This window comes from Gilvimarinus agarilyticus, from assembly GCF_000832015.1.
Lineage (GTDB): Bacteria > Pseudomonadota > Gammaproteobacteria > Pseudomonadales > Cellvibrionaceae > Gilvimarinus > Gilvimarinus agarilyticus.
Genome location: NZ_JXCJ01000001.1, coordinates 2,118,913 through 2,134,102, shown reverse-complemented (window position 1 = coordinate 2,134,102; position 15,190 = coordinate 2,118,913). Strand labels below are relative to the sequence as shown.

Genomic DNA, 15,190 nt, shown 5'->3' with positions numbered 1-15,190 from the left:
CTGCATCGGCACAGCACCAACACCACAAGGGGCAATGGAACTATGCGAACAATCACGCACCACACACAACAACCCATTGGCAACGCCATAACCCAAACCCGCATTGCCGTGGCCGCCTTTAACCGCGCCATCGCCATGCAGCGCTGCAACATAAAGCAGGCGCCCGCCGCCATGCGCTACATAAAACGCGCCCAGCAGCTGTGCCACAACATCGGCCACTACAGCCGCGCCGCCAAGCTCGAGTACGCCCACGGCTTTTTACAACTGCGCCTAAACCAATACACCTGCAGCGCCGGCAAAGGCAAAGCCGCATGAGCAACCAGCCACAGCTAACACAACGCGAGCGCGCCGCCCTAGCCACCGCCCAAAACGGCTGGCACACCCAAGCCAAACTCGGCATCAACCGCGCCAGCGCCACCAAATTGTGTCGCTGTGGCCTACTAAAAAAACGCTTTATACCCGGTAAACGCTACGCGCCCGACGCGTGCTGTCAGTACCACGCAACACAACACTAGGCGAGCAAATGAAATTTATAAAAACTAGTCGATGGCTATTTTTGACATTACTTCTTTTCCCTGTCGCAGCGCTGCTATATGGCCTCGCTAGATTGTTCGAATCAATTGGAGAGCATTGCCAATGTTTATTTGATCGGCTTGTAGAAAAAAAGCATGAAATCGCACCGCCCCCACCGTTTCGCACAGATGAAGAGTTGCAAGCAATAGCAAATGAAGATTTATAACCACCACACTTAGGAGATACACCATGGCTTACCGCCAAGATTTATTTTTAGAAACTATCAAGCAACTGCGCTCCGGCAAAACCCAAGACGAACTCAGCGAGTACGTTAACCAGCTGGTACAAGATTGTCGCGCTACCGGGAAAATGGGCACCATAACCCTGCAAATTAAAATTAAACCCGACACCGGCGACACCGGCCAGTACTTTTTAGAAGACAAAATCACCGTCAAAAAACCCGCCTTTGAGCGCGGCAAAACCCTCATGTTTGGCACCCCCGAGGGCAACCTACAACGCACCGATCCCAACCAAGGCGAGCTACCGCTGCGCGATGTATCCAGCGAGCAACAAGCCCCGCGCGAGGTAACACAACCCGACGTGCCCGCGCGCTCGGTGTAATCCACCCAACCCACTAACTGACAACCAATAGGACACACCATGGACCAGCAAAACCAAACACCCGAATACCAAGCCGCCTACGACGCAGGCGCCAAACAAGTCATTGCAACCAAGATGGGCGATACCCCTATCTTTATCGTACCCGAGGGGATGAAGGTTGAGGCGCTAGACGCCTGGGCAGAAGAACGCCGCGAGCGCCCATTATCACTACAACAAACCGTAAAAGTGCTAAGCGCCCAAAGCTTTCTCGACTACTACAACCGCTTTGCCACCGAAACCAGCACCGTATTTGTCGACACCGAAGACGGCAAATTTACCGCCGTGCTCGACTACCACGACAGCCCCGCCGAGCCCGCCCACAAGCACCACCTAGTCGTGTACGCATGCCCCAAATCCAAAGAGTGGAGCGTGTGGCTATCCAACAACAACAACAAAATGGAGCAAGAAGACTTCGCCTTATTCATTGAAGACAACCTGAAAGAAATTATCGAGCCCAACGGCGCCGAAATGCTAGAAATTGCCAGCTCATTAAAGGCAAAAAAAGGTGTCGACTTTAAATCAGGCATCCGCCTCGACAACGGCGAAACCCAATTCACCTACAGCGAAACAATCAACGGCCAAGCCGGCACTACTGGCCAGTTTTCAGTGCCAGATAAATTCACCCTAAGCCTCCGCCCCTTTCACGGCGGCGCACCTTACAAAGTAGAGGCGCGCTTCCGTTACCGCATAACCCAAAACGGCCTAATTCTTTGGTACACGCTCATTCGTCCACACGCCGTACACGAAGACGCCACCGCCGAAGTACTCAAAATCATTCGCGACGGCATGAGCAAAGGCCACCTAATCGAAGCCGACAGCTTCTAACCCCACCCACCACAAGCAACAACCATCAGCCCCTTAACTGGGGCTTTTGGGTGCCAGACAACCACAGAGACCACAACCATGACAGCCGAAAAATTAGAAGCCGCCAAGCGCGACAACCACGCCCTACGCAACGACCTACAAGCGCTGCACTTTCGGCTGGACCGCCAAACCCAACTCGCCAATAGTCTGGCCAGCGAAGTTGAGCAACTAAAGGCGCGGCTAGAAAAGGAGTGCAAAACCGATGCGTAAAGAACTACTACCACTCGCAATGTTGGCCGGCCTCGCAGGTACTTCCGGCCACGCTCAGGCGATGTACCTACACCAGACACCCAAAGAGCTACAACCAAACCCAAAGCCCGAACGCCCGCAAGCCGAGCAGCGCCGCGCCATGCGTCAAGCCGAAAAAAAGCGAGCCCGAAAGGCCGAAAAATTGCGCCGAAACGCCGAGCGTCAGAGCGCAGGGGCCGGCAATCATGCGTAAAAAACTACTACCCCTAGCCATGCTCGCGGCCACAGCACCACGGCGCGCACAGCCAGACCCAATCGCCACCCAGAACCTTATACAGCGCTGCGCGCGCAAAGGTATAACGGCGTGGCTAGACGAATGCGACAGCACCGAAGTACTCGACTTTAATATTTTCTTAGACGAAGAACCAAGCTGGTCTGTTGCCATGCCGCAAAACTACAGCTTGTTTAACGGCCCGATGTCGGATTTTTTAAAACCAAAAAGTCAAGAAAAGTACACAGCGTATGAGTTAAAGCCTCAACTGATCTACCCAATGCAAGGGCAAGCACAATGACGGCCTACCGCACAAACCCACAGCAACGCTTAGGCTTAGACGAACTTATCGTCGACAACTTTGCCGGCGGCGGTGGCGCAAGCACGGGCATCGAGGCCGCTATAGGTCGCCCAGTTGATATCGCCGTTAACCACGACGTGGACGCGATTGCCATGCACACCATCAACCACCCAGCCACAAAGCACTACTGCGAAAGCGTGTGGGATATTTCCCCGCGCAACGTGTGCGGTGGTCAACCGGTTGGGCTTGCGTGGTTTAGCCCGGACTGCAAGCATTTTTCTAAGGCCAAAGGCGGCACACCTGTAAACAAAGAAATACGCGGCCTGGCATGGGTCGCCGTGCGCTGGGCAGCAACCGTTAAACCGCGCATTATCGTGTTAGAAAACGTCGAGGAATTTACCACCTGGGGCCCACTAAAAAACGACCGCCCCTGCCCAAAACGCAAAGGCCAAACCTTCGCCAGCTTTAAACGCCAACTGCAAAAACTAGGTTACCAGGTAGAGCATAAAATACTGCGCGCCTGTGATTACGGCGCACCCACCACACGCCAACGCCTGTTTTTAATCGCCCGCTGCGACGGCCAACCCATCGTATGGCCAACACCTACCCATGGCGACCCAAGCGCGCCTGGCTTTAAAAAATCCGGCCTTAAAAAATGGAAAACCGCCGCCGACATTATCGACTGGAGCATACCCTGCCCCAGCATATTCGAGCGCAAACGCCCGTTAGCCGACAACACCCTGCGCCGCATTGCGCGAGGCATACAACGCTTTGTTATCGACAACCCAAAACCGTTTATCGTGCGCATCGGTCAGCAAGGCTTTGGCGCTGATCGCATGCAATACCAAAGCGACAAGCCGTTAACGACCATCACCACCAAAGCCGAGCATTGTTTAGTAACGCCAGTAATAGAGCGTCAATTTAGTGCCAGCAATTGCAACAGCGCCGCGGATCCGCTCGCCACCATAACCGCAGGCGGTGGCGGCAAGTGCGCCTTGGTGACAGCCTTTATGGCGAAACACTACGGCGGCAACTACAACGGCCCGGGTGTATCACTCGAGCAACCCGCGCCCACCATCACCACCGTAGACCATAACGCCCTTGTCACCTCGCACATGGTCAAGCTGCGCGACACCAACACCGGCAGCCAAACAGATGCGCCAGTACCGACCATCACCGCCAGCGGCACACACATCCGCGAAGTACGCGCCTTCCTGCTCAAATACTACGGCACCAACATCGGCCACCACGTAAACGAACCCCTGCAAACCGTCACCACCAAACATCGCTTTGGCTTGGTAACCGTAAAAGGCGAGCAATACCAAATCGTAGACATCGGCATGCGCATGCTAGAGCCGCACGAACTTTTTGCCGCCCAAGGCTTTCCGGACGACTACGTCATCAACATCGATGCCGACGGCAACGCCATACCCAAATACAAACAAGTAGCCCGCTGCGGCAACAGCGTATGCCCGCCCATCGCCGAGGCCATCGTTAACGCGAACTACCAGCAACCGCAACAAGCGCAGGTGGCCGCATGAAAAACACCCGCAAAAAAAATCGCGGCAAGCGCGTACACGCCGGCATAAAAGGCCTAATCATCACTTGGGCCGACAAAAACCCGCTGCGCGACACAACCGACATAGTTGATGGCAAAGTCAGCCACCGCAACCCCGTGTACCGCCTGTGCGCAAAAGACGTATGGAGCGGCTACGGCGAATTCATCACCTACCAACAACCGCTGCGCTGGCTAGTCACCATCACCAACGTATTCAGCTACCCCAACGGCGCCGATCAATACGTGCCCGTTGAGCTCGAGGCATACGCGACCATCAGCCAAATAAACGACACCGCCATCGAGCAAATAAAAGCCCTAATGCGCCACGGCGCACCCGAACACTACCGCCACACCGAATTTGAAATAGAGTGCATAGGAGTTAACCCATGAAGCCGACATTTTCAGGCCACTGTGAGTGGTGCGGAAACTATAGCGATGATGTAACAGAGCACAAAGACTTCGAGGAAGGTGCAGCAGGCCGCACGTATGATGTGTGCGGGGCGTGCATTAGAGAAGAAAATAAACGAGTAAAGATTGAGCTTGGAGGCAGCCATGGGGCACTTGGTTAAAGGCACCCTGTGGGCGAAAGAGACATTCGAAAAAGGCTCGCGCCCCACGCCGGCTAAAATAATTAAATGGATCGACTCTGGCGAGATACCCGGGCGATTAATCGACGGCGTACCGTACGTTGACGCCGACCGCTTTGCCGTGGGCGCGGTGTCGGCTAACGATGCTCACCATCCCTTAAACGGGCTCGATCTGCTAGCGTAAGCACAAAGCTCAACACTCAGGAATCACCATGGCCAGACCACCGAAGCAACGGCTGTTTGACGGCAAGCCGTTGCCCGACAACCTCTACCCCGACTCGCGTAAACGAGCCGGCCACTGGCGCTACCGCAAGCCCGACGGCAAATACCGCACCTTTAAAGCCGACACCACCGAGGCCATACGCCTGGCAACCGATGCCAACAAACATCGCGACAAAGCCGTACAGCTACAGCGCAAAATCCCCGATCGCTCGAGCCTCACGTTTCACATAGCGCGGTTTATCGATTGGCGACAAAGCTACGACCCTACGCTCGAGCAAAAAGCCAGCTGGCGCAACCGGTGCGGCCACATGCACAACTTTGGCGACGACTTTACCCACACTGCCATCGGCCAAATAACACTAGACGCGCTGCGCCCGTGGTGGGAGCAGCTCACCTACCACCAGCAACACGCACGCCGCGCCGAATTTAACAAACTGTTTAATTATTTAGCCGGGCAAGGGCTCACGCCGTCACTGCCGTACAACCCCTTTACCACCGCCGATGATCGCCCCCGGCTAATGGAGCGCGCCAAGCCCGCCGTAAAACGCCAGCGGCTGCGGCTAAACGCGTTCTGGGCAATCTATAACCTAGCCCCCAAGATGGGTTTTGAATGCCTGCAAATCGCCATGGGCGCCTCACTACTCACCACCATGCGCCGTGGCGATATCTGCGATATCCGGCTAGACCGCCACGTCACCGATAACTATCTGCGCAAAACCATCAACAAATCAGACGCACAAAAGCGCTCCATGGGCGCCGCCCACCTACAGTGGGACCTAAACAAACACCCCATGCTGCAGCAAATCATCAACCGCGCCCGCGAGCTCAGCCTGCAAAACTACCGCTGCCCCTACCTGATAAGCCATACGCCCATCATTCGTAAAGTAGGCAAAACCAAAACCCACTTCGCTCAGGTAACGCCCGACCGACTCACAAAAATATTCGCCCAAGTGCGCGACGCCACCGGACTGTTCAAACACTTAGACGAAGACCAACGCCCCACATTCCACGAAGTGCGCGGCCTAGCCAGCAACCGCCTGGACGAATCTGGCCACGACATTAAGCAAGTGCAACAGCTAATGGCCCACACCGACGAACGCGTTACCCGCGGCTACCAAGCTGGCCACGGCACGCACTACACCGACATAGACATATCAATCAGCGATGAAATATTGGGTGGTAAGTTTTAAAACAGACAGGAAATTACAGACACAAAAAAGCCGAGGTTTTTACGCCTCGGCTTTTTTGTTCAGAGTTTTTGTCCGGTTGTTGTTCAGTTAGTAACTGATAACCGGCAAACCCTCGGTATTGGTGGAGCCTAGCGGGATCGAACCGCTGACCTCAACACTGCCAGTGTTGCGCTCTCCCAGCTGAGCTAAGGCCCCGAAAGAGGTGCGCATAATAGGCGTGAGACGGAAAACTGTCAAGGCCTTCAATCAAGAAAATTAAGCCTTTTTACTATACCGATTACCCCTTATTCAATCTGCCTGATTTTTCAGCAACGCAAACACCTCAGACGAGGATCAGCCTTATCTAGCCCAAGTTGAGGCTGTTTAGCCCATACCTATAAATCACGAAATAGGACGTCGAAACACGCCAGGCACTGATAGAACCCCCGCCTAGCGGGATGCATGGGGCACGTCCTTGTGCCCCACCCTCCGGGCGGCATTCGCCGTGCAAATTCGCTCCCGGCGAATTTGTGAACCACTAACCTCAACACTGCTAGTGTTGCGCTCTCCCAGCTGAGCTAAGGCCCCGAAAGAAGTGCGCATAAAGGCGTGAAACGGAAAACTGCCAACACTTCCGATAAAGAAATTTATAGATTCTCACCCTACTATTCACCCCTTATGCAATCTGACTAATATTCCGCCAAACACTCATAGATCACCCCCAAATCCGAATATGGCACCCCCAGGGGCCCCTGAGAGCGAGCCGAACGCAGAGCGATTTTAGGGGGTAAGTGAGCAGGACGCTCACGCAAGTATCGTCAGGGCATGGACGCCCTGTCGATACGGCCCCCTAAAATCGGTTGGAGTGAGGGGCACCCGCAGGGCCGCGAACCGGGGTGCGTTTCTTGATTACTTCTTGTCGCACAACAAGAAGTAATTCGCCCCCGCCCGGCGACAGAGGGCGAGAAGTACACTACGAACCTGATCAAGACCTTCCAGAGGCACAGATTCACTCGCCCCCTGAATCCGGCACCCTCACAGGGCCCCTGAGAGCAAGCCGAACACAGAACGACTTTAGGGAGTAAGCAAACAAAAGAAGACAGACAGGCCGGCCTGAGCCGCTTTTGCGCAAGTATCGTGAGGGCATGGGCGCCCTCATAATACGGCCCGCTAAAGTCGGTTGGAGTGCCTCTTTGAGACCAGCCAAACAAAGAAAAGTCATTCGCCACGCCCGGCAAGTCGGACATACCAACAAAATCCGCGTTAGCGGCAGCCCTTATCAATCAACCTAAAGCCACTGGACCCCGGGTCGCCGCTTCGCTCTGCCCGGGATGACGCTCTAACTGCGCGACTACAAAAAACTACGAATCTTCTCCGCTTGTGCCGCAAGCTCATCCGGCTCGCCCTGCCCCGCGCGGGCAAAATCCAACTCCCCCATTTCATCCATCGGCACCAGATGTAAATGCGTATGGGGCACTTCTAAACCCGCGATAATCATCGCCACGCGCTCGGCGGGAAACGCTTGCTGCAAGGCGCGTGCGATTTTCTGGCTCACTACGGTTAAGTGCGCCATGGTGTCGGCGTCGAGGTCATACCAGTGGTCGACTTCTTGGCGCGGAATCACCAATACATGGCCGGGTTTTAACGGGCCGATGGTCATAATGGCAACGGCAATATCATCTTGCCAAACAAAGTGGCCGGGAATATCACCGGCGATAATTTTGCTAAAAATACTGGTCATAAAGCCTCCTTTAATAAACAGCGATACTGTGTTGCATAAGCGCACGCGTTAAAAATTCGTCTAAATTATTCAGTTGCTCGTGCTCAATCTCGATAATCGAAAAGTGCGCGGTTTTTAGTTTCTCGCGGGCATCTAAGTGTTCGGCCAACTCACCAGGGCCCGTTGGCTTGCCCCAATAGACGATGGCTATTTGTTGCTGGGGCAAATAGAAGTCAACGGTTAAGCGCTCTATACCGCCCGCGCTACCGGGCAACACCAAGGTGTAATCCACGGCGTGGGTCAGGCCTGCCACATACAGCCAATTATCGATTTGTGCGCGACCGACGTCGCCCGCCGGGTGCCCGTCGGTGCAGGTTGTAGCCGAGGGCGCTAATTGCTGCGCGGCCAATTTAAGTTGCGGATTTTCCAGCAGGCTCTCGGGCCAGGTCACAAAAGGGATGGCGGTGCTATCACTGACATGCTGTTGCCCGCCCAACGCCTCACCGCGCTCAGTTAAATGCCAGCCGTGCACATGGCGTTTTATCCACCCGCGCTCAGCTAGTAATAAATTCACTAAACGCGCCGGTAAATTTAGCTTTTGCGATAAGTTACGCGCACTCAAGGGGGCGTCGGGCAACAAGCGCAGCACGCTGTGCTGACGCAACGACTCGGGCCAGACAATGTACTCGCCATACTTGGGGTGGTTGGCGTAAGTGCCCCCCTCAAAGCGGCCCTTTTCAGTCAAGTGCCACTGGCCGTCCACTTTGACGATCCAGCCGCTATTGGCCAGCAAAATAAACAGCTCTTTGCTGTCTTTGCCAATAGCCCGCGCCAGCGCGGTGGTCGATAAATGCTTATGTGCTTGTTTATCCTGCATAACCTATCCGTATCAAAAAGCCCGCGTCCCACGTAAACATCAAGCGTAACATGATATTACAGAGCCGCTATAAAATGCGGTTTGATCAAAGCTCCGGGCACAATACTAAGCCACCGGATCCCGTGTCGCCGCTTCACCCTGCACGGGATGACGGGTAGGTCGTTACGCTGCTCTGCACAAGCGCCCTTGAGCGCCCACGGGGTGTGCTAGTTCTAGTCCTTTGCTTACACCCCCCATCATATGGCTGTGAGGGCGCAGAACAACGCAGGTATAGCTGTCGAAATGTGCAGGCGCGGCTTTGAGAGCTTTGCTTTCGCCCCAACAAAGAAAAGTAACTCACCACGCCCGGCGACACGGGCATATTAAAAGCCCGCGCTAATGGCAACCTTACATATGGAGGCCGGCGCCAAAGCCCGCCTAAAAATACCGCTGGTCAAACCCTAGCCAATACCCTATACTGCGCGCCTCAGTAAAGCCCTCCTATATAAAGAGCCACGATTTATAAGGCTCGTCTGCGTGCAAAGAACACTGCAGGGTAATGCTGATTGGCTCTAGACTCTGGCAAATGTCAGAGAATCGGAGCCCGGGAGGAAGCTAAAAAAGTAACGGTTCAGATTGCAGGAAAAATTGCGCTAAAAGCTGAATAGTTATCTGAACGTAGCTTCCCGGCAGTGTGTATACCATGCATGTGTCTCGCCTGTGCTTATTTTGGCGCCTAGCCGCGCCCCAGTTATCTACGCAGCGGTTGTTTCGCAATCTGCGTCGTTATCAACGAGCCAAATGGCGAATACCCGAGTTTAACTGTAGCCCCGCTACGGTTGCCGGTCGTTGTCTGTGTTGCACTTTATCGTAAACGTCACCCCTCACGCGGGTGCGTCGCTGCGATCATTCCGGGTCAAACTCCGCCTCACGGCGCGCAGTGTCGCGTCACCGTAAAGATTGTTGCGCATTGGCGCACCTGGGAACTATAAATGACCACAGAAAACCTTACTTTTTCCGATTTGGCCCTTTCACCGGCGGTATTAAGCGCCGTAACCAAAGTCGGCTATGAAGTACCTTCACCGATTCAGGCGGCTGCTATTCCGGCCCTGTTGGACGGTAAAGACATCGTTGGCCTGGCGCAAACCGGTACCGGTAAAACCGCCGCTTTTGCTTTGCCGATGCTGTCACAAGTCGATGTAACTAAATCGCACACACAAATTCTGGTATTGGCCCCTACCCGCGAGCTTGCTATTCAGGTAGCCGAGGCCTTTCAACGCTATGCCAGCGAGATGCCCGGCTTTCACGTGCTGCCTATTTACGGCGGCCAGGACATGCGCGGCCAGTTGCGTCAGCTTAAGCGTGGCGCTCAGGTTGTTGTGGGTACCCCCGGCCGGGTCATGGACCACTTGCGCCGCGGCAGCTTAGACCTGTCTAAGTTAACCAACTTAGTATTGGATGAAGCCGACGAAATGCTGCGCATGGGCTTTATCGACGACGTATCCTGGATTTTGGAGCACACCCCGGCCACACGCCAAACCGCGCTATTCTCGGCCACCATGCCCAAAGAAATTCGCCGTGTCGCCACTACTTACTTGCGCAACCCGGAAGAAATCCGCATCGCCAACGAGAGTAAAACCGGCGCCAACATCGAGCAGGTGTACTGGATGGTAAGCGGCACCAACAAGCTGGACGCGCTAACCCGTATCCTCGAAGTTGAGCCGTTTGATGCCATCATTATGTTTGTGCGCACCAAAACCGCCACCGTTGAACTGGCCGAAAAACTAGAAGCACGCGGCTACTCGGCGGCTGCCATTAACGGTGACATGAACCAGCAGTTACGCGAGCGCACCATTGAGCGTTTAAAGAACAAGAAACTGGACATTTTGATTGCCACCGACGTGGCCGCACGCGGTATCGATGTGGAGCGCGTAAGCCACGTTATCAACTACGATATTCCGTACGATAGCGAAGCCTACGTTCACCGTATTGGCCGTACCGGCCGTGCTGGTCGCTCAGGTAAAGCGATTTTGTTTGTCGCCCCGCGCGAAAAACGCCTGCTTTACTCAATCGAAAAGGCGACCTCACAGCGCATTGAAGCCATGAAACTACCCAGCGGCGACACCATCACCGCTGCCCGTGTGGATCAGTTTCTACAGGGCATTACCGATGTATTAGAGTCGGACCAGGACATGAGCTTTTTTGACGAGCTGCTGGGTAACTACTGCCGCGAAAAAGAAATCGAGCCCGAACAACTGGCCATGGCGATGGCTTACCTGCTGCAAAAAGATCGTCCGCTGCAAGTTAAGCTGGCTGACATTAAGCCCGACCCAGTTCGTGAAAAACGCGAACGCGGTGACCGAGGCGAGCGCCCTGAACGTCGCTCTCGTGCGCCCGAGCAAGGCATGAAGCGCTTTCGCATTGAGGTTGGCCGCACTCACGGTGCCCGTCCAGGCGACATCGTCGGTGCTATTGCCAATGAGGCCGGCTTGCAAAGCCGTCAAATCGGCCAGATCAAACTGTTCGATAGCTTCTCGACTCTGGACCTGCCCGAAGATATGGCCGCACCTATGGCGCAGAAGATTGCCTCTATTCACGTACGCGGACAAGTGTTGTCGCTGAGTGAAGATCGCGGCCCCGCTCGCAAAGGCGGCGGTAGCTTTAAGCCAAAAGGCAAAAAGAAAAAGTTTGCTAATAAGTAAGTAACGCAAACGACAAAAAAAGGGGCCGCTGCAAAGCGGCCCCTTTTTTATGCATTGGCAATCAGCGCTTTGGGGTTGCGGCGAGAATATCGGCCAGTAAGCGGTTAGTCTCGGCGTGCAACTCGGCCGAACGTTCTACCGCTTGCTGCTGAAGCTCTAACGAGCGTTTCATCCGGCGGCTATTAATCATTTGCGAGATAAAAAAGTACATCACAATCGCAATCAGCGCGTAGCTCCAGTATTGGTATATCAATAGCCACACGCTGACGCCGCTATCCTTAGGCAACTCGCTGCTCATCTGCTCGGCAAACTCTCGCTGAGTCACCCACCGCTGTTGTGACTCGCTGTAATACAAGGTGTTACTCTCATTCCAGTTCTGGAATGTGCGCCAATATTTTTCTTGCATATCGTCGGGCGCGCCCACCAGCTCGTACTCGATATAACCGGTTTGCTTAAACGAAGATTTCTCGCCGCCATAAGACAAAGGCTCAGTATCGTACGCGAGCACTCTCAACGCACCCTTAAATGGCAGCGACGTAAATTCAATTCGGTACAATCCGTCACCCTGCTTTTCAAAGCTTGCCACCTGCTCGTGCTGCGCCTGAACCGCCTCCCACGCCGATAGCAATGTTGCCTTTTCGTCGGCGGCGCTGACCGATACCGCTAACAACATCATGCCCAGCCAAATCCCTCGCGTTATCATCCTCACCTTGTTGCCTCCTGGCTTTTGCTTAATACCATTCTATAATGTGGCTAAACACTGGCCGAAACCAGCAATACGGCGATGGCCAGCACAGCGCCAATTAACACGCCCCACAACACGCGCGAAGCGGTAGCTTTTGGGATGGGTGCCCACTCAGCGCTTTCAAGACGATCAGAGCTCGCCGCCGCTTGCTCGATGCTGGCATCGATAACGGGCTCGGCCTTGTCCCAGTCATCCACCACTTGCCGCGCACTACCGTAATCGGACTCAGCCACCATCACCCGAACCACTCCCAACGCCTGCAGCTCGCCGATGCCGCCTTGCAGGTATTCACCCTGTATGCGTGCCGCGATACCCGCTTGCCCCAACACATCGACAATCATGTTCGCCTCAATGGTATTGGCGGCTTGGTACAACAGTGTATCGCTCATAATTCCACCTCAGTAAAACCGACGTTGCTACAGCCAAGCGCGACGGTAGTTAACCACATCGGTTAACAGCGAGTCGCGCAAATCGCTCGCCATTGCCGCCGGCAAACAGGGAATGGTCAACACGCCATCGGCGCTCCACACCTGCAAATGCGCAAGCCCAAAACAACGGGATACAGGCGTGGCTACCACCCGTATTTTTTGCAACTTGCCGGTAGGCAACCAGCGCTCGGTAAAGCCGATAAACCCGGTGCGCAATGCCAACCACTCAGCACTGCGGTAGTAACCCAGGCAATGCCAGCGGCGCCAAAAATAACCGTAAATTAACGGGATAAACAGTAAACCCAGCAAGCTCACCGCACCCAGCGTAAACCAGCCCGTCACCACAGCCGCCAACGTAATAACACTGAGCGTCAGCACCGGAAATACCAGGTAAAAGCGACTAACGCTTAGCCACTGGGCCGTCGGCAGCGACAACTCTCCACGCAGCAATAACACATTGACAATATCCAGCACCGGTACAATAAAACGCTGATTATCTTGTACCTGCGCTGCACTAAAGCTACCGGCTTTACTAATGTGCATGGTATAGCGCCGCAATAAACGCGCTATTAGCCCTTGGCTAATGGTGACCTTTTGTAGTTTGTAATGCTTAAAGCCACGGGTGCGTATGGTGGTAAGGCCGGCGCGATACTGAAACCGATCCCCTACCCGGGTTAGCTGGTAGTTCCAGTAACGTACGAGCGCCAAAATAACCGACAGCCCAAACAACAGCGCCGTACCAGCCATTACCGCCATAAGTGCCAGCACTAAAGTTACCGACACCGCCAGGTTGTCACTTACCCATGTCACCAAACCGTACACTTGTGAGTGCTCAAGCGAGGCGACCGAGGTTTCGATAAGCGGGCCGAGATATTGCCCCAAAGGCGCCGCCAGCGGGGCCAGGTACAAAAGCGTATTGTGCATTAAACCGTAGCGCAGTATCTCGGTCGGCGGTAAATGCAACGAGAATTCCGGCTCACGGTCCAGCGTTTCTGGCTGGGCATCAATCGTCCCATCCTCTGTCGACTGAGCCGCCTGCTCTAACACCCGCTGGCGTAAATTCTCAGCCGCCTGCACACTCAAGCCGGGCACATCCACTTCCTGCTGGGCCGAGCCAGCACTCTCAAAGCCGAGCGTTGCCAGGTTAAACGGGCGAAAGTAAAACGGGTGGGCAATGTCGGCCTGCTGTACCCGTTCAAAATCGAGGGTAAGGCGTTTACGATTAAGCACACCCGAGCGCAAGGTTAACCGGGTGGGCTCAACTTTATAGCTAAAAAACCAGTACTGTAAAAACACGCTCACTATAAGCAGTACCAGTAAGGCTGGCACGCCGTACATCAACGCCAGCTGACGCAGGGTTTCGCCCCCGGCGAGCAAAGGCACCAATGCCGGCCAAAAGTTAATCAGGTGTGGAATAGATTTAACAAAAAAATAGATCGTGGCGATTGGCGAAACCCGCTGCCACTCTTTATTCGGCTGCATCGAGCAGCTCCTCGGCAACCACCTGTTGGGTCAGGTAATTTTTTAAGCGGTGGGCAGTATCCGTCGGCAAACCCGGTATTTTCACATCGGATTGCCCTCCACCGGCGGTATACACCACCAACTTACTTAGGCCAAACCAACGCTCGATGGGGCCTTGAGTCACCTCGGTGTGCTGTACCCGGTTATTGCCCGCCGAGGTAGTTGAGTGCCACCAAAAACCCACCCGTATATGCACATCTTTTTCGCGCAATAAATACTGAGTATGGCGTACCCGGCGAGGGGCCCACACAAATAAAAGAAACGCGCCTAATAGGCACACACCCCCAAGGAGGTAGCCAATCACTGGCAGCGCAACCAGGCCGCTCCGCCACACAAACAGCGCCCCGGCTAAGCAAATGATGAATAGGTAAATAAAAACAACAATGCGCAGCACCCCGCAATAACGCGGATCAATGGGGCGCCAGGGCTCGTCGAGTAATGGGGGGAGAGTTTCGTCGGTTACGACTGGATCAAGCTGTGCCATTGCAGTCCCTGTCATTATTGTTAAGTGCTTCAGGAACTGATTGTCGCCTTAAATACCGGCCACAGGCAAGCCGGCGTTAAAAATCATCGTACATCTGGATATGGTAACCGCCCTCAAGCGCTTCACTTAAGGCTTTATCGGCAGCCACAACGCGCTTATCGTCCAGCAGCGAGGCAGGCACGCCCTTGCGTTTACTGATGTTAATGTCGGTAAAACCCGCGCGCATTAAATAAATTTTGCACAGCTGCTCGGCACCAAATAAGTCGGTAAAATTAATGTACACAATAAAAGGCACTTGCTGCCCCGTTTTAACATCGTCATCGATGTCTTTGCGCGCAGTGGCGTCGGCGGAGAATATATACATAGGGGCCTCTAAAAATGTCTGATGTCAAAGGCCCGA

The 15,190-nt window shown here is 54.4% G+C and carries 21 protein-coding genes and 1 tRNA gene; 14 read left to right on the top strand and 8 right to left on the bottom strand.

Annotated elements, in window-relative coordinates; translation table 11 throughout:
• Positions 1 to 42 precede the first annotated feature (42 nt).
• The 13 genes from SD69_RS09090 (at position 43) to SD69_RS09040 (ending at position 6,355) form a co-directional block, all read left to right on the top strand.
• Positions 43 to 315 carry a hypothetical protein gene (locus tag SD69_RS09090; RefSeq protein WP_041522969.1) on the top strand — a complete coding sequence of 91 codons (273 nt, stop codon included), beginning with the start codon at positions 43 to 45 and terminating at the stop codon, positions 313 to 315.
• Entirely contained in the window at positions 312 to 515 is a 204-nt protein-coding gene (locus SD69_RS09085; RefSeq protein WP_041522968.1) for a hypothetical protein, read from the top strand. Before SD69_RS09090 ends, SD69_RS09085 begins: the two co-directional genes overlap by 4 nt.
• An 8-nt stretch (positions 516 to 523) precedes the next feature.
• A complete protein-coding gene (locus tag SD69_RS18760; RefSeq protein ID WP_157471647.1) occupies positions 524 to 739 on the top strand; it encodes a hypothetical protein in 216 nt (71 codons plus the stop codon).
• Positions 740 to 762: 23 nt separating this feature from the next.
• On the top strand, positions 763 to 1,134 hold the full coding sequence (locus tag SD69_RS09080; protein WP_041522967.1) for a hypothetical protein: 372 nt from the start codon (positions 763 to 765) through the stop codon (positions 1,132 to 1,134).
• A 39-nt stretch (positions 1,135 to 1,173) separates the two neighbouring features.
• Complete coding sequence (locus SD69_RS09075; RefSeq protein WP_052481020.1) at positions 1,174 to 1,998, top strand: YfdQ family protein; 825 nt, start codon at positions 1,174 to 1,176, stop codon at positions 1,996 to 1,998.
• Between the two features lie 78 nt (positions 1,999 to 2,076).
• Positions 2,077 to 2,247: a hypothetical protein gene (locus SD69_RS18755; RefSeq protein ID WP_157471646.1), complete on the top strand. Its 171-nt coding sequence runs from the start codon at positions 2,077 to 2,079 to the stop codon at positions 2,245 to 2,247.
• The gene (locus SD69_RS09070; protein ID WP_041522966.1) at positions 2,240 to 2,479 is read left to right on the top strand and encodes a hypothetical protein; all 240 of its coding nucleotides are present in this window, start codon (positions 2,240 to 2,242) and stop codon (positions 2,477 to 2,479) included. Before SD69_RS18755 ends, SD69_RS09070 begins: the two co-directional genes overlap by 8 nt.
• Positions 2,472 to 2,798, top strand: a complete 327-nt coding sequence (locus SD69_RS09065; protein WP_041522965.1) for a hypothetical protein — start codon at positions 2,472 to 2,474, stop codon at positions 2,796 to 2,798. Before SD69_RS09070 ends, SD69_RS09065 begins: the two co-directional genes overlap by 8 nt.
• Positions 2,795 to 4,339: a DNA cytosine methyltransferase gene (locus tag SD69_RS09060; protein ID WP_041522964.1), complete on the top strand. Its 1,545-nt coding sequence runs from the start codon at positions 2,795 to 2,797 to the stop codon at positions 4,337 to 4,339. The genes SD69_RS09065 and SD69_RS09060 overlap by 4 nt, the downstream gene beginning before the upstream one ends.
• Complete coding sequence (locus tag SD69_RS09055; protein WP_041522963.1) at positions 4,336 to 4,746, top strand: hypothetical protein; 411 nt, start codon at positions 4,336 to 4,338, stop codon at positions 4,744 to 4,746. The genes SD69_RS09060 and SD69_RS09055 overlap by 4 nt, the downstream gene beginning before the upstream one ends.
• Positions 4,743 to 4,925, top strand: a complete 183-nt coding sequence (locus SD69_RS18940) for a hypothetical protein (RefSeq protein WP_041522962.1) — start codon at positions 4,743 to 4,745, stop codon at positions 4,923 to 4,925. The genes SD69_RS09055 and SD69_RS18940 overlap by 4 nt, the downstream gene beginning before the upstream one ends.
• Positions 4,909 to 5,127, top strand: coding sequence for a hypothetical protein (locus SD69_RS09045; protein ID WP_041522961.1), 219 nt, complete (start codon positions 4,909 to 4,911; stop codon positions 5,125 to 5,127). Before SD69_RS18940 ends, SD69_RS09045 begins: the two co-directional genes overlap by 17 nt.
• Before the next feature lie 28 nt (positions 5,128 to 5,155).
• Positions 5,156 to 6,355, top strand: a complete 1,200-nt coding sequence (locus SD69_RS09040; RefSeq protein ID WP_041522960.1) for a tyrosine-type recombinase/integrase — start codon at positions 5,156 to 5,158, stop codon at positions 6,353 to 6,355.
• 119 nt (positions 6,356 to 6,474) lie between these two features.
• On the opposite strand, the gene SD69_RS09035 is transcribed toward SD69_RS09040, so the two are convergent.
• The 3 genes from SD69_RS09035 to SD69_RS09025 form a co-directional block, all read right to left on the bottom strand.
• Positions 6,475 to 6,550, bottom strand: a tRNA-Ala gene (locus SD69_RS09035).
• A 1,135-nt stretch (positions 6,551 to 7,685) separates the two neighbouring features.
• Positions 7,686 to 8,075, bottom strand: a complete 390-nt coding sequence (locus tag SD69_RS09030) for an HIT family protein (protein WP_041522959.1) — start codon at positions 8,073 to 8,075, stop codon at positions 7,686 to 7,688.
• Positions 8,076 to 8,085: 10 nt separating this feature from the next.
• On the bottom strand, positions 8,086 to 8,931 hold the full coding sequence (locus SD69_RS09025) for a hypothetical protein (RefSeq protein WP_041522958.1): 846 nt from the start codon (positions 8,929 to 8,931) through the stop codon (positions 8,086 to 8,088).
• A 971-nt stretch (positions 8,932 to 9,902) separates the two neighbouring features.
• On the opposite strand from SD69_RS09025, the gene SD69_RS09020 reads away from it, so the two are divergent.
• Complete coding sequence (locus tag SD69_RS09020; RefSeq protein ID WP_041522957.1) at positions 9,903 to 11,612, top strand: DEAD/DEAH box helicase; 1,710 nt, start codon at positions 9,903 to 9,905, stop codon at positions 11,610 to 11,612.
• 61 nt (positions 11,613 to 11,673) lie between these two features.
• Here SD69_RS09020 and SD69_RS09015 read toward each other — a convergent pair whose 3' ends face one another.
• From SD69_RS09015 to SD69_RS08995, 5 genes are all read right to left on the bottom strand, one after another.
• Positions 11,674 to 12,321 carry a hypothetical protein gene (locus tag SD69_RS09015; RefSeq protein ID WP_157471645.1) on the bottom strand — a complete coding sequence of 216 codons (648 nt, stop codon included), beginning with the start codon at positions 12,319 to 12,321 and terminating at the stop codon, positions 11,674 to 11,676.
• A 44-nt stretch (positions 12,322 to 12,365) separates the two neighbouring features.
• On the bottom strand, positions 12,366 to 12,746 hold the full coding sequence (locus SD69_RS18440) for a putative signal transducing protein (protein ID WP_084591528.1): 381 nt from the start codon (positions 12,744 to 12,746) through the stop codon (positions 12,366 to 12,368).
• 27 nt (positions 12,747 to 12,773) lie between these two features.
• Positions 12,774 to 14,267: a PH domain-containing protein gene (locus SD69_RS09005; RefSeq protein WP_041522955.1), complete on the bottom strand. Its 1,494-nt coding sequence runs from the start codon at positions 14,265 to 14,267 to the stop codon at positions 12,774 to 12,776.
• Positions 14,254 to 14,790: a PH domain-containing protein gene (locus SD69_RS18070; protein ID WP_052481019.1), complete on the bottom strand. Its 537-nt coding sequence runs from the start codon at positions 14,788 to 14,790 to the stop codon at positions 14,254 to 14,256. Before SD69_RS18070 ends, SD69_RS09005 begins: the two co-directional genes overlap by 14 nt.
• 76 nt (positions 14,791 to 14,866) lie before the next feature.
• Positions 14,867 to 15,154, bottom strand: a complete 288-nt coding sequence (locus SD69_RS08995) for a hypothetical protein (protein ID WP_041522954.1) — start codon at positions 15,152 to 15,154, stop codon at positions 14,867 to 14,869.
• Positions 15,155 to 15,190: the final 36 nt, after the last annotated feature.